The 23,530-nt window shown below is 38.6% G+C and carries 27 protein-coding genes; 10 read left to right on the top strand and 17 right to left on the bottom strand.

Going from position 1 to position 23,530, the window contains the following annotated elements; all coding sequences use genetic code 11:
• Positions 1-38: 38 nt before the first annotated feature.
• Positions 39-956 carry an LCP family protein gene (locus tag GNT69_RS18210; protein ID WP_203556413.1) on the bottom strand — a complete coding sequence of 306 codons (918 nt, stop codon included), beginning with the start codon at positions 954-956 and terminating at the stop codon, positions 39-41.
• 247 nt (positions 957-1,203) lie between these two features.
• On the opposite strand from GNT69_RS18210, the gene GNT69_RS18205 reads away from it, so the two are divergent.
• Positions 1,204-1,578, top strand: a complete 375-nt coding sequence (locus GNT69_RS18205; RefSeq protein ID WP_203556412.1) for a YhjD family protein — start codon at positions 1,204-1,206, stop codon at positions 1,576-1,578.
• Positions 1,579-1,594: 16 nt separating this feature from the next.
• Here the strand turns inward: GNT69_RS18205 and GNT69_RS18200 are convergent, their stop codons facing one another.
• Positions 1,595-2,167 carry a competence protein ComK gene (locus tag GNT69_RS18200; protein ID WP_203556411.1) on the bottom strand — a complete coding sequence of 191 codons (573 nt, stop codon included), beginning with the start codon at positions 2,165-2,167 and terminating at the stop codon, positions 1,595-1,597.
• Between the two features lie 194 nt (positions 2,168-2,361).
• On the opposite strand from GNT69_RS18200, the gene GNT69_RS18195 reads away from it, so the two are divergent.
• Entirely contained in the window at positions 2,362-2,598 is a 237-nt protein-coding gene (locus tag GNT69_RS18195; RefSeq protein ID WP_203556410.1) for an IDEAL domain-containing protein, read from the top strand.
• Between the two features lie 126 nt (positions 2,599-2,724).
• Here GNT69_RS18195 and GNT69_RS18190 read toward each other — a convergent pair whose 3' ends face one another.
• The 8 genes from GNT69_RS18190 to GNT69_RS18155 all read right to left on the bottom strand — a co-directional run bounded on the left by GNT69_RS18190 (position 2,725) and on the right by GNT69_RS18155 (position 9,440).
• The gene (locus tag GNT69_RS18190; protein WP_203556409.1) at positions 2,725-4,008 is read right to left on the bottom strand and encodes a M48 family metallopeptidase; all 1,284 of its coding nucleotides are present in this window, start codon (positions 4,006-4,008) and stop codon (positions 2,725-2,727) included.
• Positions 4,009-4,269: 261 nt separating this feature from the next.
• A complete protein-coding gene (locus tag GNT69_RS18185; protein WP_203556408.1) occupies positions 4,270-4,575 on the bottom strand; it encodes an AzlD domain-containing protein in 306 nt (101 codons plus the stop codon).
• Positions 4,568-5,284 carry an AzlC family ABC transporter permease gene (locus GNT69_RS18180; protein WP_203556596.1) on the bottom strand — a complete coding sequence of 239 codons (717 nt, stop codon included), beginning with the start codon at positions 5,282-5,284 and terminating at the stop codon, positions 4,568-4,570. Before GNT69_RS18180 ends, GNT69_RS18185 begins: the two co-directional genes overlap by 8 nt.
• 181 nt (positions 5,285-5,465) lie before the next feature.
• On the bottom strand, positions 5,466-6,260 hold the full coding sequence (locus tag GNT69_RS18175) for an ABC transporter ATP-binding protein (protein WP_203556407.1): 795 nt from the start codon (positions 6,258-6,260) through the stop codon (positions 5,466-5,468).
• A complete protein-coding gene (locus tag GNT69_RS18170; protein WP_203556406.1) occupies positions 6,235-7,254 on the bottom strand; it encodes an ABC transporter permease in 1,020 nt (339 codons plus the stop codon). The genes GNT69_RS18175 and GNT69_RS18170 overlap by 26 nt, the downstream gene beginning before the upstream one ends.
• Positions 7,255-7,338: 84 nt before the next feature.
• Positions 7,339-8,340 (bottom strand): ABC transporter substrate-binding protein, encoded by a 1,002-nt coding sequence (locus tag GNT69_RS18165; RefSeq protein WP_203556405.1) that lies wholly within the window; start codon positions 8,338-8,340, stop codon positions 7,339-7,341.
• 210 nt (positions 8,341-8,550) lie between these two features.
• Positions 8,551-8,655: a lipoate protein ligase C-terminal domain-containing protein gene (locus tag GNT69_RS18160; protein WP_203556404.1), complete on the bottom strand. Its 105-nt coding sequence runs from the start codon at positions 8,653-8,655 to the stop codon at positions 8,551-8,553.
• Between the two features lie 50 nt (positions 8,656-8,705).
• The gene (locus tag GNT69_RS18155; RefSeq protein ID WP_203556403.1) at positions 8,706-9,440 is read right to left on the bottom strand and encodes an MBL fold metallo-hydrolase; all 735 of its coding nucleotides are present in this window, start codon (positions 9,438-9,440) and stop codon (positions 8,706-8,708) included.
• Positions 9,441-9,634: 194 nt separating this feature from the next.
• Here GNT69_RS18155 and yhfH point away from each other — a divergent pair, with 194 nt between their 5' ends.
• Positions 9,635-9,769 carry a protein YhfH gene (yhfH, locus tag GNT69_RS18150; RefSeq protein WP_203556402.1) on the top strand — a complete coding sequence of 45 codons (135 nt, stop codon included), beginning with the start codon at positions 9,635-9,637 and terminating at the stop codon, positions 9,767-9,769.
• A gap of 134 nt (positions 9,770-9,903) precedes the next feature.
• On the opposite strand, the gene hemY is transcribed toward yhfH, so the two are convergent.
• Genes hemY through hemE form a run of 3 tightly spaced genes read right to left on the bottom strand, consistent with a single transcriptional unit; the run spans position 9,904 to position 13,367 of the window.
• Entirely contained in the window at positions 9,904-11,331 is a 1,428-nt protein-coding gene (gene hemY / locus GNT69_RS18145) for a protoporphyrinogen oxidase (RefSeq protein ID WP_203556401.1), read from the bottom strand.
• A gap of 32 nt (positions 11,332-11,363) precedes the next feature.
• Positions 11,364-12,293, bottom strand: coding sequence for a ferrochelatase (gene hemH / locus GNT69_RS18140; RefSeq protein ID WP_203556400.1), 930 nt, complete (start codon positions 12,291-12,293; stop codon positions 11,364-11,366).
• Positions 12,294-12,320: 27 nt separating this feature from the next.
• The gene (gene hemE, locus GNT69_RS18135; RefSeq protein WP_203556399.1) at positions 12,321-13,367 is read right to left on the bottom strand and encodes a uroporphyrinogen decarboxylase; all 1,047 of its coding nucleotides are present in this window, start codon (positions 13,365-13,367) and stop codon (positions 12,321-12,323) included.
• 230 nt (positions 13,368-13,597) lie between these two features.
• Between hemE and GNT69_RS18130 the strand changes: the two genes are divergently transcribed.
• Together GNT69_RS18130 and GNT69_RS18125 are read left to right on the top strand one after the other, a co-directional pair.
• Positions 13,598-14,098, top strand: coding sequence for an antibiotic biosynthesis monooxygenase family protein (locus GNT69_RS18130; RefSeq protein ID WP_203556398.1), 501 nt, complete (start codon positions 13,598-13,600; stop codon positions 14,096-14,098).
• Positions 14,099-14,286: 188 nt separating this feature from the next.
• Entirely contained in the window at positions 14,287-15,465 is a 1,179-nt protein-coding gene (locus GNT69_RS18125; RefSeq protein ID WP_275411249.1) for a M20 family metallopeptidase, read from the top strand.
• A 33-nt stretch (positions 15,466-15,498) separates the two neighbouring features.
• Here GNT69_RS18125 and GNT69_RS18120 read toward each other — a convergent pair whose 3' ends face one another.
• The 3 genes from GNT69_RS18120 to GNT69_RS18110 all read right to left on the bottom strand — a co-directional run bounded on the left by GNT69_RS18120 (position 15,499) and on the right by GNT69_RS18110 (position 18,258).
• Positions 15,499-16,221 carry an EcsC family protein gene (locus GNT69_RS18120; protein ID WP_203556397.1) on the bottom strand — a complete coding sequence of 241 codons (723 nt, stop codon included), beginning with the start codon at positions 16,219-16,221 and terminating at the stop codon, positions 15,499-15,501.
• 92 nt (positions 16,222-16,313) lie between these two features.
• Positions 16,314-17,525: an ABC transporter permease gene (locus tag GNT69_RS18115; RefSeq protein WP_203556396.1), complete on the bottom strand. Its 1,212-nt coding sequence runs from the start codon at positions 17,523-17,525 to the stop codon at positions 16,314-16,316.
• The gene (locus GNT69_RS18110; protein WP_203556395.1) at positions 17,518-18,258 is read right to left on the bottom strand and encodes an ABC transporter ATP-binding protein; all 741 of its coding nucleotides are present in this window, start codon (positions 18,256-18,258) and stop codon (positions 17,518-17,520) included. The genes GNT69_RS18115 and GNT69_RS18110 overlap by 8 nt, the downstream gene beginning before the upstream one ends.
• A 540-nt stretch (positions 18,259-18,798) precedes the next feature.
• Here GNT69_RS18110 and GNT69_RS18105 point away from each other — a divergent pair.
• The 5 genes from GNT69_RS18105 to GNT69_RS18085 all read left to right on the top strand — a co-directional run bounded on the left by GNT69_RS18105 (position 18,799) and on the right by GNT69_RS18085 (position 23,181).
• Positions 18,799-19,260 (top strand): HIT family protein, encoded by a 462-nt coding sequence (locus GNT69_RS18105; protein ID WP_203556394.1) that lies wholly within the window; start codon positions 18,799-18,801, stop codon positions 19,258-19,260.
• A gap of 135 nt (positions 19,261-19,395) precedes the next feature.
• Positions 19,396-20,475, top strand: a complete 1,080-nt coding sequence (gene serC / locus GNT69_RS18100; protein ID WP_203556393.1) for a 3-phosphoserine/phosphohydroxythreonine transaminase — start codon at positions 19,396-19,398, stop codon at positions 20,473-20,475.
• An 855-nt stretch (positions 20,476-21,330) separates the two neighbouring features.
• Positions 21,331-21,861: a tryptophan transporter gene (locus tag GNT69_RS18095; RefSeq protein ID WP_203556392.1), complete on the top strand. Its 531-nt coding sequence runs from the start codon at positions 21,331-21,333 to the stop codon at positions 21,859-21,861.
• Positions 21,862-22,016: 155 nt separating this feature from the next.
• On the top strand, positions 22,017-22,382 hold the full coding sequence (locus GNT69_RS18090; protein ID WP_203556391.1) for a YtxH domain-containing protein: 366 nt from the start codon (positions 22,017-22,019) through the stop codon (positions 22,380-22,382).
• A gap of 226 nt (positions 22,383-22,608) precedes the next feature.
• Complete coding sequence (locus GNT69_RS18085) at positions 22,609-23,181, top strand: HTH-type transcriptional regulator Hpr (RefSeq protein WP_203556390.1); 573 nt, start codon at positions 22,609-22,611, stop codon at positions 23,179-23,181.
• Here the strand turns inward: GNT69_RS18085 and GNT69_RS18080 are convergent.
• Positions 23,178-23,519 (bottom strand): DUF1878 family protein, encoded by a 342-nt coding sequence (locus tag GNT69_RS18080; RefSeq protein ID WP_203556389.1) that lies wholly within the window; start codon positions 23,517-23,519, stop codon positions 23,178-23,180. The genes GNT69_RS18085 and GNT69_RS18080 overlap by 4 nt on opposite strands.
• Between the last annotated feature and the right edge of the window lie 11 nt (positions 23,520-23,530).

The following is a 23,530-nucleotide window of genomic DNA, read 5'->3' as shown; positions in this document are numbered from 1 at the left end:
TTGTACACGTTTCGTAAAAAGATAATAAATATACGACATCAATTTTTTAAAAATTCTTTGAAGGCTTCCTTATTTGTCTCTAAATCAACCGCAAGCACTGCACCTACACCAGCAACTCGCTGATCTTGAAATGAATTCTCGACAGGAATTCTTAATGTGTCAATGTTTCTGCCTTCTTTTAAAAGAAGCCCTCTCCCCATAAACAATACGTCTCCTATATCCATATTTGTATTTACAAATGGGACTACTACACCGATTAATTTAGGCATCTTGGAAATCGTTTGGAAAGTAGCTAATTGCCTCCCCATTTCTACCATCACTTTTTGCTGCCGCTCAACCCTGCCAAAATCACCAATTGCATCCTGTCTAAAGCGAACATAGCCAAGCAAATGTTCACCATCTAAGTTTTGAACACCTGGTTCAAGGGTAACGCCAATTTTTTCCGACATTCTTTTTTCTACATCGATTTCGATTCCATTTGGAAATGCCACATCTACAAGCGAGACAAATCCTTGAAAATCAAGAACGGCATAGTATTGAAGATTAATATCAAAGTTTTCTTTTACAGTCTGTCGTAATAGTTCCGGGCCCCCGAAAGCAAAAGCTGTGTTGATTTTATTCTTTCCGTAACCAGGCACGCTCACATATGTATCTCTCATAATCGAAACAAGTTTATGTGTTCCTCTTTCTGGATGGTAACTAACAACCATAATCGTATCGGCACGAGACCTTTCATCAGCACGAGCATCACTTCCAATAATTAGAATATTGGTCGCCCCATTTTCATCTCGTTCGCCGTTAAATTCAAATTGTTCTAACTGTTCCCCTTGGGAGCTTTTCAAGCCCATTTGATATTGGAAATAACTATATACAGCGATTACTCCGATTAAAACAATAAAAATAGAAGCCCACCGCCACCTTTTTTTCTTCTTGTTCTCATGCCGTTCCGTTCTCATCGATTAACCTCCAATCTTTTTTGAAGGAAAGGTCCACACACATAAACCATTTTTCGTTGCATAAAAACAGTCTTCCTTATTTTAAATATGCTAGCTTATTCCTATTCATCATATCATTTCTGTTATTTACTAGCACATTTTTGGCAAGAACATTACTATGTTCTTAATTAAAAAGACTTGAAATCATTCTTGGGCATAGAGTAATATATACAATAGAACGTGTGTTCTTATCAGGAGGATGATTAAATTGACAAGAATACCTGAAAAAGACCGGGATTTCCTCGAACAGGCCATTTACTTACCAATGATTCTTACTATTTTAGAGCGAGACTTACAAGTAGTTCAAAAGAGTGAGTTTAAACTAAAAAAGCCGTATCTTGAATTAATTGATGATACGATGAAAGTCATTCAAAAAGAATTGAGTACAGTTAAACGGTATTTGAAAGAACATAGCCTTAAAGTTGAAAAAATGAAGCAAGATGAAGCGTTCACAATGTATCGTTTTCTGTATCGCGGGTACGAAGAACAGCATAACTATTTCAATCCGCGTATTCGTAACAAAGTTCAAGAACTGATGATTCATTATTTATTGAGGCGACAACAAAAAAAAGACCCTGAATGACAGGGTCAACCTAAAATTATTCATCATATCTGTATCTCTCACTAACAAAACTTTGTATTCTTCCGTTCGAGTACCTACGCTCATAAATGTATTGTGCTTTTCGTTCATTCTCTATCATTTTCTTTGCTACTTTCGTTCGAAGGTCAGATGTTCTTAAAAGTTGCTTATTAAATGAACTATATGACACCGGGAGGATAAACATTTTTTCATTTCTAAAAAAAACCATTGTACTATATGCATCATTTCGTCGGTGGTCAACAACATGCTCATGGGAAACCCAGATACAATTCGGCTTATTGGGAGATACTGTTGGAAGCAGAAAAACGGAGTTGGCGGGGTCAATTGTGATTGGGGATTTATGTGTGACTCTTGTCAGTCTGCGCGTTAGCTTCTTACTTGCATTATAATCAGATAGGTTATATTCACATCCTTTCTTAACCAACTCGGTTGGTTTTAATGGCGAGTACATTTCTGAATCATATTCAACAATTCTTGAATATGTCTTGCTTCCATACTCATAAGGGAAAATAATCATTGTAAGCGGATTAATTTCATACTGTAATAGCAGTGATTGATGATCAAATACCATTTTTTCATCTCCCTGTACATAGGCAATTTTTATCAATCATATCATTGTTTTCCTTAATGATTAACACAAAAAATTAAATGTTCTAAAATTATACATAATTGATAACTCACGAAAATTTTCAAAAAATTAAATTAATTGTTGATTATCTCCTTCGAACTCCATATAATATAAAAAAGGTGTAAGAGGTGAAATCAGTGAAAGAGAAATCGTATTCTGAAACCATGAAAGCCAGTATTATGAAGAGAATAAAGGCAAAAGAATCATTTGTTCAGGATTTATATGTAGATATGCTTATTACTGAAATTCAGCTCAAGAACCGCAAAGAACAACTACTTTTGAAGATTGACAAAGCGATTGATGAACGAAATCGCACTTTATTTCTATCGTTAACAGAGGAATTAAAAGCTCTTAATAAACAATTTGGCACGTAAGCTAAACGTAAATTCCCCCGCGACACCGCGGGGGAATCTTCTTTTTATCGCAAAATCACGCGACTAACCATCAGCAGGTCAAGAAGCCCTTTTGATGGGAGTTTCGCTTTATACATTAAATTAAAATCAATCGAGGTCTTCCTTGTTGCGCTGTTGGATCTCATACTCTTCAAGTCTTGAAATCCGCTCGAGCATTGTTGGATGTCCATATCTGAAGATTTTCACTAATAACGGTGGATTCACTTGACTTAATCCAGCTTTTGTTAATTCTTGAAACGTTTCAATCGCCGCTTCTGGATTTTCAGTCAGTTCGATTGCATAACGATCTGCTCTCATTTCCTGATGGCGTGAAACAAAATTTGACAACGGGCTAGACGCAAATGCAAGCATCGATAGAATGATAAGAAACAATGGAAACGAACGAATATCACCAATGCCACTGATCTTAAATTCTTGCCCCCACCGCTTGGTCGCCCACGTTAACAGTCTCGAAGTAAGATAAAAACCTATCAGTGAAAGCAATAAATACCCAGCAATGCCGATATAAATATGCTTTTCTACATAATGGGCCATTTCATGGGCCATGATGAATAAAATTTGTTCATCATTTAAACGATTTAACGTTGTATCCCAAAGAACAATTCTTGAATTTGCCCCAATTCCTGTAACATATGCATTTAATGCATTTGTTTTCTCAGCCATATTGACTTCAAAGACATGTTCAGCTGGAATATCTGCTTCGTTAGCTAACTCAAGAATTTTCGTTTCCAGTTCCTTGTCTTTTAAAGGATAGAAATCATTATAGAGCGGATCAATGATAACCGGTTGGATAAAAATAATGAATAATGTAAAGGGAATAGTTAAAATCCAGGCAAACATCCACCAATATCGCCTACTTTTATTAATCAACCAGTATAGAACAGTAACAATAACGACCATCATCGCAAAATTAATCCAAAAATCAATCAGTTCATCCTTCATCCATGACGGAAACGTTTGCGTGGAAATATTATACGTTTTAGACAATTGATAGCGAATGAAACTAAGTGGAAATGTAGCCGCATAAGCAAGCAAAGAAAGCCAAAAAACATAAATAGCAGTCTGTCCAAATTTATTTTTTGTTACTTCATTCGCCCAATTGGCAAACGCCTTTGATAAACCAACCAGTAAGATTAAAAAATAAACCAGCCATTCCAATGGTGTTGCCAAGAAAAATAAAAGATTACGAATTTGTGAATATTCCTCTGAAAGCATTAACTCCCTGCCATTTAAAAAAGTTGCTGGATCCGCACCTGTTCCTTGATACTCAAACGGTAAACTCGTATCAGCAATAAAATAAAGATATGCATAAACTAAAAAGCCATATACAACGTAGGCAAGCACCGCATAAAAGCCCATTTTCCTTGCCATAACGAATCCCCCCTATTCGTACAACCCTTATAACTAGTTTAGGTATTATTCAAGGAAAATAGAACAATAAAAAAGGGATCAAGAAATAAATTCTCCATACCTTTCATTATTTATTACAATTATTTATTTGCTTGCTGCTTCCACCTTTTCTATAAACTTCTTATCAATTAAATTTGTAAAGGCATCTGTTTCCTTTTCAATTACAGCGGCCCAAGGCTTAGGCTGTAAAATAAAGGATTCCGATGCGTCGAAATCCTTTCCTTAAAAAAACAGCGAATATGCACTTAAAACCGCAATCGCACCGATGACCACAACGATGACATTTGCACCAAGCAAAGCGATGATAAACGCAGCGGCTACGCCAATAACCCCATATAATAGATCTTCTTGAATAAAAAAGACGGCTGGAAAAATAAGCGCTCCAAGAGTAGCGTAGGGGACATTTTTCAAAATCCCTTGAATAAATGGAGGAAGCTCTTTTCCGTTAAACATGATAAAAGGAAGCATCCTCGGGAGGAAAGTGACGATGCCCATGCCGATAATCATAAATACGATTTCTTTACTCATCCCCATTTGCCCTCCAACGCATTTTCATCATTTCAATCGACTCCACTAGCACAGCTGATAATAACGTCGCAGTTACGATGGACCACCCTGTTGACAAAAGTTCCATTAGCGTAAACACCGAGTTGAAAGAAGCTCCAAGAACGGCTAGGAAAACAACCTTCACACCTGTTTTCATCGAAGGAACGAGAAGCCCGACAAACATCGCATATAAAGCAATCGACATACTCTCTTGCAATGTTTGCGGAAGACCAGAACCAATTAAAAAACCAAGCCCTGAACAAACAACCCAACTCGCATAGGCAATAAAATTTAGACCAAACATATATCCTGTCGTAATTGTATCCTGTTTCGTTGCAGCTACCGAAAAGGTTTCATCTGTAATTCCATATGAATAAAGAATTCGATTAAACACCCGGTCTGCTTCTACTTTTTCATTTAAAGCAGCCGACATCAAAAAATGGCGTATATTTACGATAAACGTTGTCAAAATAATCTCAATTACGCCTGTTCCGAGTGTTAACAAGCTCAACGACATATATTGGGCTGCTCCAGCAAAAACAATCATGCTCATCATGACCGTTTCGCCTAAAGTTAGGTCTGAAGTTTTCGCGATGAGACCAAATGTAAGGGCGATGGGAACATAGCCAATTGCTATACTTACACCAGCATGTAACCCTTTTTTAAACTCTGTCCCTCGATTGATGGCCATGATATTCTCCAAAAAACCCCCACCTTTCCGATACATTAAAAACCCAATCTCTATTATACAAAGAATTTCATCATTTAATATGAAAATAGTTTTTATCACGTATTTTCTAAAAAATCGCACAACAAAAGCAAGGAAAGAAGAAAGCCGTTTCTCTTCCCTTGCTTCATTTTAGAACAGATATTTAAATTAATACCGCTCGGTCACTATTCATCTTTTCGCCACGAATTCGCTGAAACTCATTTAAAAGCTTATCGACAGTTAACGATTGTTTCTTTTCTGGGTCTGCTTCAAAAATAATTTGTCCTCGATCCATCATAATTAAGCGATTACCAAGCTCTAACGCCTGCTGCATATTATGAGTAACCATCAGCGTCGTTAATCCGTACTGACTGACAATTTCTTTCGTTAATTTCGTAACGAGTTCAGCTCGGGACGGGTCTAGTGCAGCCGTATGCTCATCGAGCAAGAGAATTTTCGGTTCCGTAAAGGTCGCCATTAATAAGGAGAGTGCCTGTCTTTCTCCGCCTGATAACATACCAACCTTTGCTTCAAGGCGATTTTCAAGCCCAAGATGAAGGGTTTCAAGTTTCTCTTTGAAAAACTCCCTTCTTTTACGATTCACTCCTAGAGTTAAACTGCGTTTTTTCATTCGTGAATAGGCAATCGCCAAGTTTTCTTCAATCGTCATCGTCGGGGCCGTTCCAGCCATTGGATCTTGAAAGACTCTACCGATAAAGGATGACCTTTTATGTTCTGCCAACTCAGTGACATTTTTATCATCAATCACAACTTCGCCAATATCCGGCGTCAGTTTTCCTGAGATGACACTCATCACCGTTGATTTCCCAGCACCATTGCTTCCGATTACTGTCACAAAATCACCGGATGCTAATGATAGATCAATATGATCAATAGCAACCTTTTCATCAGGAGTTCCTTCATTAAAAACTTTATAAATCTGTTTTAGCTGCAGCAAGGCTTTCTCCCCTTCCTTCAGCGCCCTTTTCCTGTAAGCTTTTCAGTCGCTTTCGCTTTCGCTGTTTTTCTTTTTGGCGATCAATCACTTTTGGTAAAATCAAGGCACAAATGACAATTAAAGCTGTAATTAATTTCATATCTCCTGTTTCAAGAAACTCAACCCGTAAAGCCATTGTCACAATGATTCGATATAGTATCGCACCACCAATGACAGCAGCCGTCGCGCGAACGATGTTTTTGGCGCCAAAAACTGCTTCCCCGATAATGACAGAAGCTAAACCGATGACAATCATCCCGATTCCCATGCCAACATCACCAAATCCATTGTACTGCGCGACTAACGCACCAGAAAAAGCAACAAGGGCATTGGATAGACCTAGGCCGAAAATTTTATAAAAGTCGGTATCTACCGAAAAACTTTTGACCATTGTTGCGTTATCCCCAGTCGCCCGTAGCGCTAGGCCAAGTTCTGTTTTCAAGAACCAATCAATTCCTGCTTTTACCAAAAAGGCAAGAATAATCATCAGAAATAAAATTCCCCATGTTTTTGGGATAAAGGCAATTCCCATCGCTGTTAATCCACTTTGAACCACATCATCGATTCCAAGTTGCTTCCAAAAACTCGTTAATTTTGTAATCACTGTTTCTTCAGAAAGTAGGGAAACATTGGATTTCCCCATAATTCGCAAATTGATCGAATATAAGGCAATCATCATTAAAATTCCTGATAATAATGCATTGATTTTCCCTTTTGTATGGAGAAGGCCGGTAAAGCAGCCAGCGATAAAGCCAGCGATAATCGCAACCAATGTTGCCAAAAAAGGATTGCTCCCATTTACGATCATAATCGCAGCCACAGCCCCACCAGTTACAAAGCTTCCATCAACAGTCAAATCCGGGAAGTCAAGAATTCTAAATGACAAGTATACACCTAATGCCATCAGTGCATATATAGCCCCAGCCTCAATCGACCCAAATAGAGCAATAGACATAGTCCACATCCTTTCTTACGTACTCCCTAGCCCTATTTGATTGGATAAAAACAACAAAATAGGACCAATGTTGATTATTCATTTCTATTCGATATATTCAGCTAAACTATCCCACTCTTCTTTCATCTCGATGTTCATCTCTTCTGCTGCTTTTTTATTAATGACAAGTTTCAAGTTTTGTGGATATTGAACTGGAAGTTCAGATGGTTGCTTTTCTCCTTTTAAAATTTGAGCAGCCATTAGCCCCGCTTCATAACCGATGTCTTCATAGTTAAACCCAAATGCTGCGAAGCCACCCTTGGCAACGGAATCAAGTTCACCGACAAATAATGGAATGTTATTTTCATTTGCAACCATAATCACCGCGTCAAGACCAGATACGACGGTATTATCAGTAAGAACATAAAACAATTCTGCCTTGCCAATTAAAGATTCAGCTGCCTGCTTTACTTCCGCCGTTGTCGACACCGTTGCCTCTACAAACTCTAATCCCGCCTTTTCTCCAGCCTGTCTTGCGATATCAATCTGAGCAACGGAATTTTGTTCACCAGCATTATAGATTAAGCCAACCGTTTTGCCTTCAAAATGTTCAGCCAAAAATTCAACTGTGTTTGGAATCGCTTCAGGATGGTTATCAACCGTTCCAGTTACATTTCCCTCGGTATTTTCAAATGATTTGACGAGCTCAGCACCGATTGGGTCGGTCACCGAAGTAAATACAATGGGAATGTCTCTAGTTGCATTCAAAGCACTTTGTGCACTTGGCGTTGAGTTTGCGAAGATTAAGTCAACTCCATCCCCAACAAATTTCTGGGCAATTGGTCCATTATTATTTGGATCTCCTTGGGCACTTTGCACATCGTATTCGACTTCAAGACCTTCGTCTGCCAATGCCTTTTTAAACCCTTCAAATGCAGCATCAAGTGATGGGTGTTCCGTAATTTGTGTCGCACCTACTTTAAAAATTTCCTTACTGTCATTCTCAGGTGTCTCAGTAGACGACCCAGCTTCATCACTTCCACAGCCAGCTAAAAGGAATGCACTCGTAATTCCCACTGCTGTCAACATTTTTAATTTGTTTATCATATTATATTCCCCCTTTTTTATCTGTTGCTTTAATGCTTTTATGCTTTTATTTGTTAAATTATAATATTATCTTAATCTAGTTTTCAAGTAGTTTTCGGTTTTTTTTGAAAATTTAAGCTAAAAAGTAAATCAATAGTCATAAAAAACCATTTCTGATTGTATTTTTTATAAAAAAAGACACGGTACCCATCTTAGACACCGTGTTTATATTTAATAAAGTAGACTTAAAAATTCCTCTTTAGAAACATTTCCAAAATAATATTTTACATCAATATCACTTAATTCTTTCTCTAAAGCAGCACGTTCATATTTCACACCTAATCATACGTTTTCGAAGTCAGTAACATCGATGAATGAAGTTTATTTTATAACATGATTGATAAACCTTCGCTCGCTAATTGTGTTGGACCATTATATTTTTGATTTGCTTCTATAACTAATTGATTCGTATCCCCATAATGTGGCAAATGGGTGAGAATTAATTGTTGAACTTCTGCTGCTGCTGCCAAATTTCCAGCATCAAAGCTGTTCATATGGCCGGCACCTTTTCCGCTTTGATTTCCGTAGAAATTACACTCGCAAAGAAGGAGATCGGCCTGTTTACTAAAAGCGATAAACTCCTCTTTATAAGATGTATCCGCTGTATAAACGAGCACTTTCCCAGCAGCTTCTACCCTCATTGCAAAACAGGGAACTGGATGCACCGTTTGTAAGAAAGAGACGGTGAAAGGACCAACCTGAAGCGTTTTTTCTGGATCAAAGGCTACGCCCTTTGTAATCTTTTTATATGTAAGGTTTGCAAACTCACGCTCATCGAGCTGATGACCATAAATCGGCAATGTCGGTGGCTTTGTACCTAATAGGCCTTGAATCAGTCTAGCATGATAAAGCACCCCAATATCGGCATTGTGATCTGGATGATAATGGGAAAGCAATACTGCGTCTAATTGTTGTGGTTGAAGATAATTTTGCAACTTAGAAAGAACGCCACTTCCACAATCAATGAGTAAATTATAGCCGTTATGTTCTAGCAGATAGCCTGAGCTTGCTTCGTTTTTTTTCGGATAACCGCCCCAGCAACCGATAACAGTTAGCTTCATTTTCATTCCTCCTAGAGCAAATTGCTTATTTTTTACTATCCTTCACTTTCCCTATTTTAGCATTTTTTACATTTGTTATAAAACACATGAAAATTTGTTATAAAACAATCATTGACACAACCAACACTGTTATAATACAATGTAAATAACTTAATAACTGTATCACCACACTTAAAAATTTGGGGGTTAATAATATGCTTGAAAATATTGTTGAGTTTTTCAGAAACTTGCCTGCTAAAAATTGCACGGAGTGCGGCGAACCAATTAATGAACAGCATGAGTGCTACGGTAGCAAGTGCGATACTTGCATGAATCCAATTAATTACTAGATTATCAGAATCTTAGAATAACTTATTGTGGATCCATTTTGAATTCAAAAATTTCTCACAAATTTAAAAGCCAGCCGTTTACTAAAATGTCCTATATGAAAGGGCACATTTTATTACACGGCTGGCTTCTTTATTTATTGTTTTTCTAAAAAGGTTAATATGTTCGTAACAGCTGCTTCTCCTTGGTCAATACAATCAGGAATTCCAATTCCCTCGTAGGAGCTTCCCGCAATATAGACTCCTGGTAATTCTGACTTCAGGCTTGTTTTAACCGACTCTACCCGTTGTTTATGACCCACTATATATTGTGGCATTGACTCTTTCCAACGACTTACAACCGTAAATTCTGGGTCAGCTGTAATATCCATCGCTTTACTCAAATCTTCAAGAACAATCTTGATCATTTCATTGTCTGGTTGTTCAACAATTGCCTCATCTCCTGGGCGGCCAACATAGCAGCGCAAGAGAACCTTTCCTTTCGGAGTTGAATGCGGCCACTTTTTATGCGTCCAAGTACAAGCTGTAATCGTTTTATCACTATTCCGCGAAACGACAAAACCAGTACCATCAATATCCTTCTTAATCACTTCTGCAGGAAAAGCCATTGAAACCGTAGCAACAGACGTTGATGGGATATCCTTAAACCCTTCGAATAACTCATCATAATCTGAAAACATTTGTATCGCTGATTCATGTGGAGTTGTAACAAGGATGCTATCTGCTTTCCATGTTTCTCCATTACTCAACTTCAATTTATATCCAGCTTCTTCTTTCGATATTTTATCGACTCGTGTTCCTTTTAGAACTGAATCTGGTTCAAGTTTAGCTTCGATTGCTTCTGCAAATGATTGAAGACCAGATGAGATTGTAATAAAAATTCCTTTTGAAGGCGCCTTCGTTTCCGCTCCTGGTTGCTTTGGTACTTTTCGCTTCATTTTTTTCGTTCCACGGACGAGACTTCCATATTTTTGTTCCAACTGATAAAAGTTAGGGAATGTAGCCATCAAACTCATTCGATCAATGTCTCCAGCATAAATTCCAGAGAGTAGCGGCTCAACTAAATTTTCAACGACTTCATCCCCGAGGCGACGCCGCAAAAAAGTCCCTACCGCTTGATCCTCTTTTGCCTCCGATGGAGGAAGGATAAAGTCTGCTGCAGCTCTAATTTTTCCCGGCCAAGAAAATAATTTTGTCGTAACAAATGGGCCAAGCTCCGCAGGTATCCCCATTACCGAACCACCGGGCATCGGATGAAGTTGTTCCTTCACAAAAATATACGATTTACCAGCTGAATTATTAATTATCTTATCTCCAAGCCCAACTTCACGGGCAAGTCTGGCTGCACTTTCTTTTCGCTCTAAAAAGGAGTCAGGGCCCCGTTCGATCATAAAGCCCTCTTTTTTAACCGATTGCAATTTGCCACCAACACGATTGGTTGCCTCTATGAGTTTGACTTCAACGGGCAAGTTATGTTCACGGACATGTTTTTGTAGATAGTATGCAGCTGTCAATCCAGTAATCCCTGCCCCCACAATGACAACTCTCTTTTTTCCATCTATCAAAGGTATCGCCTACTTTACTTTTGGATTCACTTTTACGGTAGTTTTTTTAAAATGACGGTTGCTAAAACATCGATAAATTCTCGCTGTGCATTGGGCATTTCTGGTCGATAATAAGACGCACCTAATTCATCTGTAACAACCTTACATTCATAATCATTGTCATAGAGTACCTCAAGATGATCCGCAACAAATCCAGCAGGCACATAGACGAATGCTTTGTATTGATGTTCAGCAAACAAGTCTCTAGTTAAATCTTGGACATCTGGTCCAAGCCACGGTTCAGGCGTGTTTCCGGCACTTTGCCAGCCAACCACAACATTTTTCACACCCGCTCCGTCTGCAATCATTTCAGCTGTTTTCTGCAATTGTTCTGGATAAGGATCGCCAAGTTGCAAAATCTTTTCAGGTAAGCTATGTGCTGACACAATGAGCGCGGCATGATTTCTTTCATCTACTGGCATGGAATGGAATGTTTCCTTTACGCGGTCAACCCAATATTGAATAAATTTAGGTTCATCATACCAACTTTCTACCGATACAATTGCAGGACCACCAAGTCTTTCAGCCTCTTCCTTCGCCCGGCCATTATAAGACTTGACGCTGAAGGTAGAAAAATGTGGAGCTAGAACAATGCTGACGGCTCTTTCAATGCCATCTTCATGCATTTGTTTCACAGCATCTTCAATGAATGGTTCAATATGCTTAAGTCCAAGATACATTTTAAATTCATACTGATCCTGGATCTCATTTAAGTATGCCTCAAGTTTTTCTCCTTGTTCCTGCGTAATTTTCGCTAAAGGAGAAATGCCGCCGATTGCTTCATAGCGGCTTTTTAAATCATTAAGCATCTCCTCGGAGGGCTTACGTCCACGACGAATATGGGTATAGTACCTTTCGATGTCTTCCTCTTTATATGGAGTCCCGTAGGCCATAACAAGCAATCCCATTTTCTGTTTACTCATGTTTGTGTTTGCACCTCTCAATCATCTTTAACGCCCTAATTTTGCTGCAGAATATTCATGGACGAAGCTTGTTAATTTTTTCAATGTTTCTGGATTTACTGACGGGAACACACCATGACCTAGATTGAAAATATATCCCGGCTGTTCCATTCCTTGATCAAGAATCGCCTTCGCCCTCTCCTCAATCACGTCCCAAGGAGCGAGGAGAATCGCTGGATCTAAATTACCTTGAACCGTCTTTTGAATGCCCATTTCACGCGCATCTTTAATTTGCAAACGCCAATCAAGTCCAACGACATCAAGTGGAAGATCATGCCATTCCTTTGCAAGATGACTTGCTCCGACACCAAACATAATAAGCGGAACATTTTCTTCCCTTAATTCGGAGAAAATACGGTGCATGATTGGTTTAATATAATAACGATAATCTTGAACGTTTAATGCTCCTACCCAAGAATCGAAAATTTGAATCGCTTTTGCTCCAGCCTTTATTTGTGCTTTCACATAACGAATCGAAACGTCCGCTAGCTTGTCCATTAACGCAAACCACGCTTTTGGTTCAGAATACATGAAAGCTTTCGTTTTATTATAGTTTTTTGAAGGCCCACCCTCAATCATATAGCTAGCCAAAGTAAACGGTGCACCCGAAAAGCCAATTAATGGAACAGAAAGCTGTTCCTCAGTCAATAGTTTGATCGTCTCAATTACGTATGGAACATCTTCTTCCGGATTGAACTCTCCAAGTTTCTCTACGTCTGCAACTGAAGTAATTGGATTTGAAATAACCGGACCAATCCCTGACTGAATCTCAACATCTACACCAATCGCTGGCAGAGGGGTCATAATATCTTTATATAAAATCGCTGCATCTACATCGTATTGTTCAACAGGTAATCTTGTTACATAAGCACATAATTCTGGCTGATGGGTAATTTCAAATAACGAGTATTTTTCTTTTATTGCCCGGTACTCTGGCTGGGAGCGTCCAGCTTGACGCATATACCAAGCCGGTACATAATCCGTTCGCTCTCCCCTTGCAGCTTTTAAAAATGTATCGTTAATCACTTTGCTCATTTAATAAAATCCACCTTTCACGTATCACTGTGATCATTTAAAAGGAATCGATGTCATCTCGACTACGACTATACACCACTATATCCTTTTTAACTATGTATTTAAAAGGATAGAATAAAAATTGTCATAAAATTGACGTTTTTTATTGAAAACTTATTTTTCTTAAGCTTTTATATTCGTTTCAACCATCTGTATAATAAAGGAAAGATGGTCGAAAGAGGTGTTTATTGTTGAATTTTTATATTACTTCAGGTACATTAGAGTTTTTAAAAAAATTAATGACCAAGCATCCTCAAGAAAAAATATTGCTTATGGGGGATGATGACTCCGCTGTTCTTTTCCATGAAACAAGCGGAAAGACGATTTTTAATCAGCCAAGAAAATACGAGGTGATCAATTCAGTTGGCTCTTTTGATAAAGCAGGTTATGCAGTGTTAAATCATATTCCGGTAACAGATGAAGGACGGCCTTTGTTCGAATATCAGTTTAAAAACCGCCAAGGCAAAATTGAACATCAACCTGGTTTCGCTGCTATTCGTGTTCTCCGTCCACTCGTATCGAACACGTATGTCATTTTAACATTATGGGAAAACGAAGCCGCTTTCAGCAAATGGAAAGAAACAGATGCTTTTCAAATGGCTCATAAAAAGCAAAAAACTGGAGCCCAACCGCCAAATATTTTCGCCGGCCCCTCCTATATCACCACATATAGTATAGCCGAAGAAGAATAACGTTTCAAAGCCGAGAAACTGATTCTCTCTTTGCAATTAAATTCTGTAAATTCAAATTCCTTTTAGAGGAAAAATATCCATGAGAAGCCTTCTGAAATCAACGGATGTTCAAAAGGCTTTTCCATTTTAATCACCCGTTTAATGTTATAATCTATAATTAATGATACCCGTGAGAGGAGAGTTTCATTTTGAAAGATTTACTTTTTACGAGGCTTGAAGACTCCTATACGGAAATGGTTGAAATTAGAAGATTTCTCCATCAACATCCAGAATTATCCTTTCAAGAAGTCAACACGGCGAAATATATTCAATCCTTTTATGAAAAATTAGGGATTGAAGTAACAGCCAATGTTGGTGGGAATGGAGTTGTTGCGAAAATTTATGGGGAAAATCCTGGGAAAACAGTCGCTCTGCGTGCTGACTTTGACGCCTTACCGATTCAAGAGGAAAATGATCTTCCCTTTAAATCAAAAGTACCAGGGGTTATGCACGCCTGCGGTCACGATGGGCACACAGCTACACTTCTTGTTCTAGCAGAAGTGTTGCATCATATGCGCAAAAACCTTTCTGGTACATATGTAATCATCCATCAACATGCAGAAGAATATGCACCAGGAGGAGCAAAACCGATGATTGAAGCTGGATGTCTTGATGGGGTTGATGTGATCTTCGGAACCCATTTATGGGCGACGCTCCCGACCGGAACGATTCACCACCGAGTCGGACCATTTATGGCAGCCGCTGACCGTTTTGAAGTTACCATTCAAGGAAAAGGCGGTCACGGTGCGCAACCACATAAATCGAAGGATGCGATTGTTGCTGCCTCCCAACTTGTCATGAACCTCCAGCAAGTAGTTAGCCGCAGAGTCAAACCGGTTGATCCAGCGGTTGTTACTGTCGCCTCATTTGTTGCTGAGAATGCCTTTAATGTTATTGCTGATAAGGCGAAGCTTGTCGGGACAGCAAGGACATTCAACGAGGAAACGCGTGATTTAGTTGAACAGGAGCTTGAGAGAGTGATACAAGGTACTTGCCTAGCGAATGATTGTACGTACGACTACACGTATTTCCGCGGTTATCCAGCCGTTGTTAACCATGAGACAGAAACAGAACTGGTCGCAAAATGCGCATTACAAATACCTGAAGTTGAGAAAGTGGAAGAAACAGAGCCTGATATGGCTGGGGAGGATTTTGCGTATTATTTGCAACATGTGAAAGGAACGTTTTTCTTCACTGGAGCCCGTCCAGAAGGGAAATTAGAAGCGTTTCCTCATCATCATCCGCAGTTTGACTTTAATGAAAAGGCGATGCTAATCGCAGCAAAAACCCTCGGTCTTGCTGCGATTGAGTACCAAAATTCTTATTGATTTTAGCAGAAAACTCCCCCGGGCAAACACGAATTAGCTGACTGGGGGAGTTTTTAATATTCGTAACCGATAGGCATTCATCGCCGTTTCACCAAGCCGATCCAATAGATTATAATTCGCATAAGCACCAACGACAGCCCCAATACCTGGTAGTAGCTGAGCCATTTTAACTAAATCGATATAATCTCGATATTCCTGCTGAAACTTTTGCCAGTCCATCTCTAATAGACTCTGCTTCCGCGTCTCCCACTCTTCTATAATATCCATCGTTTCCCGTCGTTTTTCATCACTTGAAAATGCGAGCTGGAACACATGTAAAACGAACAATCTTTCTTCATACTCGGAAGGATCATACCCATAAATCGATGCCGCTTCAAATAAAAATTTCATCTTGATTGACAAAAGCAGTGGAAAATCAGCTAACCCTAAAAACAAACCGCCGGCTCCCGTTCCTGCCCCTTCGAGCATCGCTGTTTTCCGATAGGAAACCAACTTCTGATTTAACAATGCATCTCGTTCTTTCAATGAAAGCCCAGTCCCTTGATGCCTTTTCGTTGTAAAGTCAGATCCAGTCAATGTCGCTTTCACCATTTTCTTAATGGCTTCAGTCATCACTTGATGTGCTTTTTCAGGAATCATCCGATTGAATTTCGATTGCATCTTTTTTGATGCTCTCGTTAAAATCGTTGAACGCTTGCGGATTTTATGTTTCCAGTCAATTACCTCATCATACACTTGGAGTTCATATTCATTCATTCCATTCACCCCTTGTTCGAATTACCAAAAGAGAAGTCCTCGTTTCATAAATCCTTTTCAACTTTACCATTCTATGCTGAAAAGGATTTTCGTCATGACTGCCTCCTTTTTTTACTATAAAAATAAACAAAAAACACGGTAAAAACCAACCCAAGCAACACTGAAACAGCTGCTAGTCCCCACTCCAGCTTCAACGAGATGACAAGGCCAAATAGAAGGGACTGGACCGCTAGTACAACTGAAAGCAAACGTGTAAATGCTTTTTCCTTTGTTGCTGATTGAAGAGGATAGAGATCCACCCATAGTTTATGTTGATGATGATTCCAAAGCGGCAAAAGTTGAAAACCAGTTAAATACAGGAATAATAATGCAAGGACGACTTGCCCTAATCCGTAAGTTAAAAAATAAATAGTGATAGCTCCGATGATGGTTAAACGCGTGAACAAGCCAAAATAGTCGCCGGAGCGGAAAAACGTCCGAACAAATAAATGGGAAAATGTATTGTCTTGACCGTATTTGATTCGTTCAGCGAGAAAATCAAGCCATTTTCTCCTTTTCACCCGATCTTTAAGTTTAGGGACATCGGTAAATAAATTAGCGACACGGTAAAAAGCACCCATCCGCTTTTCTTCGAGCTCAATTAATAATTCCCATTTCAACCCCTTTTCTCTCGTCTGGCCACGATAGTAAACATATAAGAGGACTAATAATAAAGCAGGGATTAAAACAATAAAAGGATTCGCTCCTGAAAATAATAAATACAACACGACGATATTCACAGAAAACCGAACGAGCGAATCGGTGATATGTGTATTTTTTTCGATATAAAATTGAACTTTCCAACGAATAAAAAGATTTAATGCCTTTAAACCAAGAAGGAAAAGGAAAAACGGGAAAAACGAACGAAAACTTCCATCCGTTACCTTCACATACATCGGCATGACAACTGCAAGTAAAATTAATAATAGATATGCCTGAAGAAAGAAACTTAAGATACCCGTCCGTTTGAAATAATCGCCTAATTTCGACTCGAGCGGAAGCATAAACATTTTATCCGGCTCCGTTAACAACGTCAAAATCGGGCTGTATGTAAGTGCAAGGGCAAGAATAATGGCGCTGATTGCCGCTGCTGGAAAATTGGCATCAAGCGTATGAATCCACTCTTGATAATAAAATCCAGCTGTTCCAAGCAAAAACAAGAGAACAATAACGAGATGACCATTAAAAATATAACGTAAGTATCTGCTTGTCTCTTTTAAAAATTGGCCAAAACGCTGCTTCCATAAAGTTTCCGCCTTAAACATGATTCTCTTCCTTTGTCAGTTGAATATATAAATCATCTAGTGTCGCTTCAGGCATGTCGAACTGAGTTTGCAACTCCCTTAATGTCCCTTGTGCACGTACCTTTCCTTCGTGAAGAATCACAAAGCGATCGCAATACCTTTCAGCAGTGGCCAAAATATGAGTAGACATCAAAATCCCCGCGCCATTGTCTTTCATTCTTTTCATTAGATCAAGCAAAGATTGAATACCAAGTGGATCAAGACCAACAAATGGTTCATCAACAATGTATAGGGAAGGTTGAACTAAAAAGGCACACATAATCATCACTTTTTGTCTCATCCCTTTTGAAAAATGAGCCGGGAACCACTTTAGACGTTTTTCCATCCGAAATTCTTTTAAGAGCCCCCCGACCCGTTCCTTATATACAGATTCTTGAAGTCCATAGGCCATTGAGGTCAGTTTGAGATGCTCCTCTAACGTTAACTCGTCATAAAGAATTGGCGTTTCAGGAATAAACGTAAATTGTTTCCGATATGCTTCTCGCCCTTCTTTAATCGTACGTCCATTGATTTTAATTTCCCCTTGATGCGGCTCCATCAAGCCAATGACATGTTTAATCGTTGTACTCTTTCCAGCTCCATTTAAACCGATTAACCCAACAATTTCATTCGCACTTACACGAAAGCTGACATCTTTAAGCACTGGATTCTTCGTATAACCGCCAGTGATTTCGTTTATCTCTAATAAAGCCATCGGCAACGTCCTCCACTTCTCGTATAGTACTTATATTAACAAAAATGAGAAGACAAAAACAGAAACAGCCCTTTCATCTTTTTTTAAAAAACGGTTATAAAATTCTCGAGTTCGGACATGATAATCTATGAAGGGGAAAACATATTCACTCAGTCGAAATGAGGTGTCTGTTAAAGACAAGTAATTCGCTGTAGAAACGCTTCTTACTAATCCTTCAAGGGGCTGGTTGCGTTGGACAAAGTTCTTGCTAAACCAAGCTTTTAAAAACACTTACAAATGAGGTGTTTGCCGCAGACATACATCCGCTCTAAACGTTGAAGTTGTTTCCAACTTAAAACGAATAGGGGATGGTTCGATTGAACACAGGGCCGTTTTATTGACACATCACATTATAAATGAGGTGTTTATCAAAGGCATTCCTGATTAGCTAGGCAATTTGAAGGCATTAACATTTGGAGCAAGGTTTCCCCTTCAGGGCAGGATTCTTACGGGAATCCTGTCTTTTGTTTTCACTGACTGCCTTCTATCCAATCAATTGATATGATAAAATACGAGGTAGCGTTGAAAAAGAAAGGAAGGTTGAAAACGATGTCCGATTGCATTTTTTGTAAGATCATTAATGGTGAGATTCCATCACAAAAAGTTTACGAAAATGACCATGTTTACGCGTTTTTGGATATTAGTCCAGTAACAAAGGGACATACCCTCGTTATTCCAAAAGTACATAAAGAAAATGTTTTTGAATTATCAGAAGAAGAAGCTGCCAACCTATTTAAAGAGGTTCCCAAAATTGCAAACGCAGTGAAAAAAGCTTTTAACCCGATTGGCTTAAATACAATCAATAATAACGGTGAACACGCTGGACAATCGGTCTTCCATTTCCACATGCATATCATTCCGCGATACGGCAAAGGTGACGGCTTTGGAGCTGTATGGAAAACCCATGAGGAATCATCAGATGAATTAAAACAAATCGCCGGAGAAATTAAGAATAACATCTAACTTCTGCTCCTGCGGAAGTTTTTTTTTATTTTTTTCGTCTGAAAAATAGAAATTTTGTCGAATATCTGGTAGCATTGATTTAAAATTTTACCTCTTTGCTGGAATACAGTGAAAACTTTATCGGGGGGATCTCAAATGACACGTGCCTACAATTTTAATGCTGGGCCAACCGCTTTACCGGAAGCAGTGCTTAAAAAAGCGGAGCAAGAATGGATGAATTACAACGGAACAGGAATGAACGTGATGGAAATGAGCCATCGCAGCAAGCCTTATGAGGAAATTAATGACACTGCACAGTCCTTATTAAGAAAGCTCCTCAATATTCCTGATGATTACGAAGTCTTATTTTTACAAGGCGGAGCAAGCTTACAATTCACTATGGTACCAATGAACCTTCTTGAAGAAGGCAAAAAAGCTCTTTATGTTTTAACTGGCTCTTGGTCTGAAAAAGCTCTTAAGGAAGCGAAAAAGATTGGAGCAACCGAAGTCGTCTCTTCCGGAAAAGATGGAAATTACAAGCAAATCCCGACTCTAGATGCTAGCCAACTAAGTACGGACGGTGCTTATGTACACATTACATCAAACAATACGATTTACGGGACGCAATGGCATAACTTCCCAGACACCCAATCGATCCCGCTTGTCGCTGATATGTCTAGTGATATTATGTGCCGCCCAATTGATGTCAGCAAATTTGGGTTAATTTATGCCGGCGCACAAAAAAACCTCGGTCCTTCTGGAGTAACCGTCGTTATTGTGAAAAAAGAGCTGCTCGAAAGGTCGAAAGATTCATTGCCTACGATGCTTGATTATCGTACGCAAGCAAGCAATAACTCACTTTATAATACACCGCCAACTTTGGCTGTTTACTTGTTAAAACTCGTTCTTGAGTGGGCGGATTCACTCGGTGGAGCAGCCGCGCTCGAAAAACTAAACAAACAAAAAGCCGACCTTCTCTATAATGAGATCGACGGAAGCAATGGCTTCTATAAGGGACATGCAGAATTAGACAGCCGTTCATTGATGAATGTAACGTTCACTCTCGAAAACCAAGAATTAACGGACGCTTTCCTCGCAGAGGCGAAGCAACGAGGGTTTACTGGTTTAAATGGTCACCGTTCCGTCGGTGGGTGCCGTGCCTCCATCTATAACGCAGTGCCTTTAGAGCACGTGGAAGTACTGGCTCAATTTATGAAAGAGTTTAGAACAAAATAATTGATCGCTGAGCTGATAGGAAAGTATCCGTTTTTTCATTAACGGGTTCCGTTTCCTATTTCAAAACGTCAATTTGCCCTATAAAATGTAGGGCAATTTGTAAAGCTAGAGAGATTAGATAAAAAAACATTAGAAATAGCAAGGGTTTATACCTTGCTATTTTGCTTTTGATTGCGAATTTTACTCAAAACCATATTCGCCTTCTCCGCATCGATTAATTTTATAGGCTTGGCGTTAGGAGTGGTGATGCCGGCGCGTTTCCAGTTTATGGATTTTTGAGAGTAAACTGGGGGTTTTCGTAGAGTAAAACAAGTAAAGTGTAGAGTAAATCGATGTTTTCGTAGAGTAAAACAAGCAAAGTGTAGAGTAAATCGATGTTTTCGTAGAGTAAAACAAGCAAAGTGTAGAGTAAATCGCAAATTCAGTAGAGAACACCACTTTTGTGTAGGTTTGAAAATGAATAAGCGGAGATTTTCCTGTTAATGTAGATAGGAGAAGCTTAAGAAGCAGATATAAGCGGAGGAATTCCGCTTAACTGCTCTAAATCAGACAAAATCCAAAGGTTTTGATCATATAGCCGGAAAAACTCCCCTTATTTTAAAGGAAATATCGGTATTTCCCAGTTTAGGCGGAATTTATCCGCTTATTTTTCAGACGCAGTGAAGTCAACATTCAGTGAAGACAGACGCAACCTTATTTAAAGTTTCTATTTAGCGAATTTCCTATTAGTGTAAAAAAATTAACTCTTTATGCGATAAAAGATATGCTATAATAATAGCAACCTTTTCGCTGCAGGCTAGAGAGCACTGCAGGAGAAGAAAAAAAATAGCTAGAATAGCTGAGGAGAGATCAGAAATGAATACAAAGAATTTAGTTGCGCTTGCCGTTTTAATGGGGATGGGAGTTGTCCTCCATGCAATTGTTCCGCCATTTGTTCTTGGAATGAAGCCAGATATGATGCTGACGATGATGTTTTTAGGAATACTTCTGTTTCCGGACAAAAAGAGTGTCTTACTCGTTGGTCTTGTAACGGGAATTTTATCAGCGATGACAACAGGATTTCCGGGCGGACAAATTCCAAACATCATTGATAAATTGGTAACAGCGTTCGCCTTCTATGGCTTGTTAATGATATTCAAAAAATTTAGCGGCTCTGTCGTTAATGCCGCGGTGTTATCAGCAATCGGAACGATTATTTCCGGTACTGTATTCTTGGCTTCCGCTTATTTTATCGTCGGATTGCCTGGGGCCTTTGTCGGGCTATTTGCAGGAGCCGTTCTTCCGGCAATTGCATTCAATGCTGTATTTATGGTGATTCTGTTTCCAATCGCAATCAATATCTTCAAAAGAACAAAACTCGTGCAAGCCAATACACAACAACTTTAGAACTCGCAGCCGCGAGTTCTTTTTCTACCATTAGGGAGCCAGCATTCAAATAGAGGATTTTTGGTGTTCTTGTAGAATGATATATATAGAATATTAACTCTTCATGTTTGCACTCCCTTTCAGCTGCTAATAATAGAAATGTTGAGGTGGTAAAAATGGACGGGAAATCATTATTTCTAGGAATTCTTACTGGGGCTGCTGCTGCAGGCATTGCAACTATACTAACCGCTCCTGCTTCAGGAAAAGAAACACGAAAAAAAATTATCGAAAATAAAGATGTTTTTAAAAATGAGCTCGAAGAATTAAAAACAGCTCTGTCCCAATTAAAAGATTCAATTACGACTGCTTCAAAAGAAGGAAAAACAACCATAAGCGAGTTCATTCATGATGTCAAAATCGCTGTAAATGACTGGAAGGTCGATACCGAGGTAAATAAACTTGAATTAAAGAAAGAAATAACGGAAATCGAACGTACCATTGATGATTTAGAAAAGAAACTTGCTAATAATTTACAAAAATAACGAAAAATCCTTCACATTCAACATATTGTGAAGGATTTTTCACCTTGAGGAAGAAATATATATAAATGTGATATTTATCATTGACCATTTATTGTCTTTTCTTTTTTTAAAAAAGGAGTACTGGAAAAAAATATTTCTAAAAATTTAGAAATTTATCTTTATTATTTATTGTTTTATTGGCATAATGTTAATATGAAACTTTTATAAAAAGTAGGTGAGTATGGGGATGAGTGAGAAAAATTATTCAATGAAAGAAGCAATGATATTTAGTCAAAGGATAGCTCAGTTAAGCAAAGCTCTATGGAAGACTGTCGAGAAAGATTGGCAGCAATGGATCAAGCCATTTGACCTTAACATCAATGAACACCATATTTTATGGATTGCTTATCACCTAGGTGGTGCTTCCATTTCTGATGTAGCGAAATTTGGTGTTATGCATGTATCGACAGCATTTAACTTTTCGAAAAAGCTTGAAGAAAGGGGCCTTCTTGAGTTTTCAAAAAAAGAGAATGATAAAAGAAACACGTATATTAAACTAACAGAGCAGGGTGAAGAAGTCTTAGTCGCATTAATGGAAGCATTTGAGCCAGACAATAATAGTGTTTTCTCTGGTAGTATGCCTTTAAAAGAATTGTATGGAAAGTTTCCTGAAATTATTGAAATTATGGCAATCGTCCGTAATATTTATGGTGATGATTTCGTCCAAATTTTCGAGAAATCTTTTACAAATATAGAAAACCGATTTGAAGAGGAAGACGGAAAGTTGCGCAAGAAAAAAACGACCGAGGAACTTGTTTAAAGTTCACTGTATTTCTTTAACTCTTGCATGAGTGGAACATAAAGCCCTTGCTCAAGACATGCAGCGATAACCTCGTCTGCATTAAGCTTTGGCTCTAAAAATAGTTTAAATTGTTTGTAAAGCGGATGAAAGTAAACAAAACCCTCCGCTTTCTGTTTTTGAAGGTCCTTGCTCAGATTTTCACAATTCATAAGGATGCGGTCGGCCTCTTCTTGACTAAGTGAATTTTCTATAATTAAATAATAAAAATTCAATCGGGAATGCCCGACCATTTTTAACAACAATTTTTGATGGTACTCGAGCATGTTTATTTTTTTCATTAAATCGTCATTTGACATCGTTTCTACCC

Origin of the sequence: Bacillus sp. B15-48, from assembly GCF_016879755.1 — a bacterium.
Taxonomy (GTDB): Bacteria; Bacillota; Bacilli; order Bacillales; family Cytobacillaceae; genus Mesobacillus_B.
The sequence above is the reverse complement of the archived record's forward strand: the minus strand, read 5'-3'. Positions and strand labels throughout refer to the sequence as shown.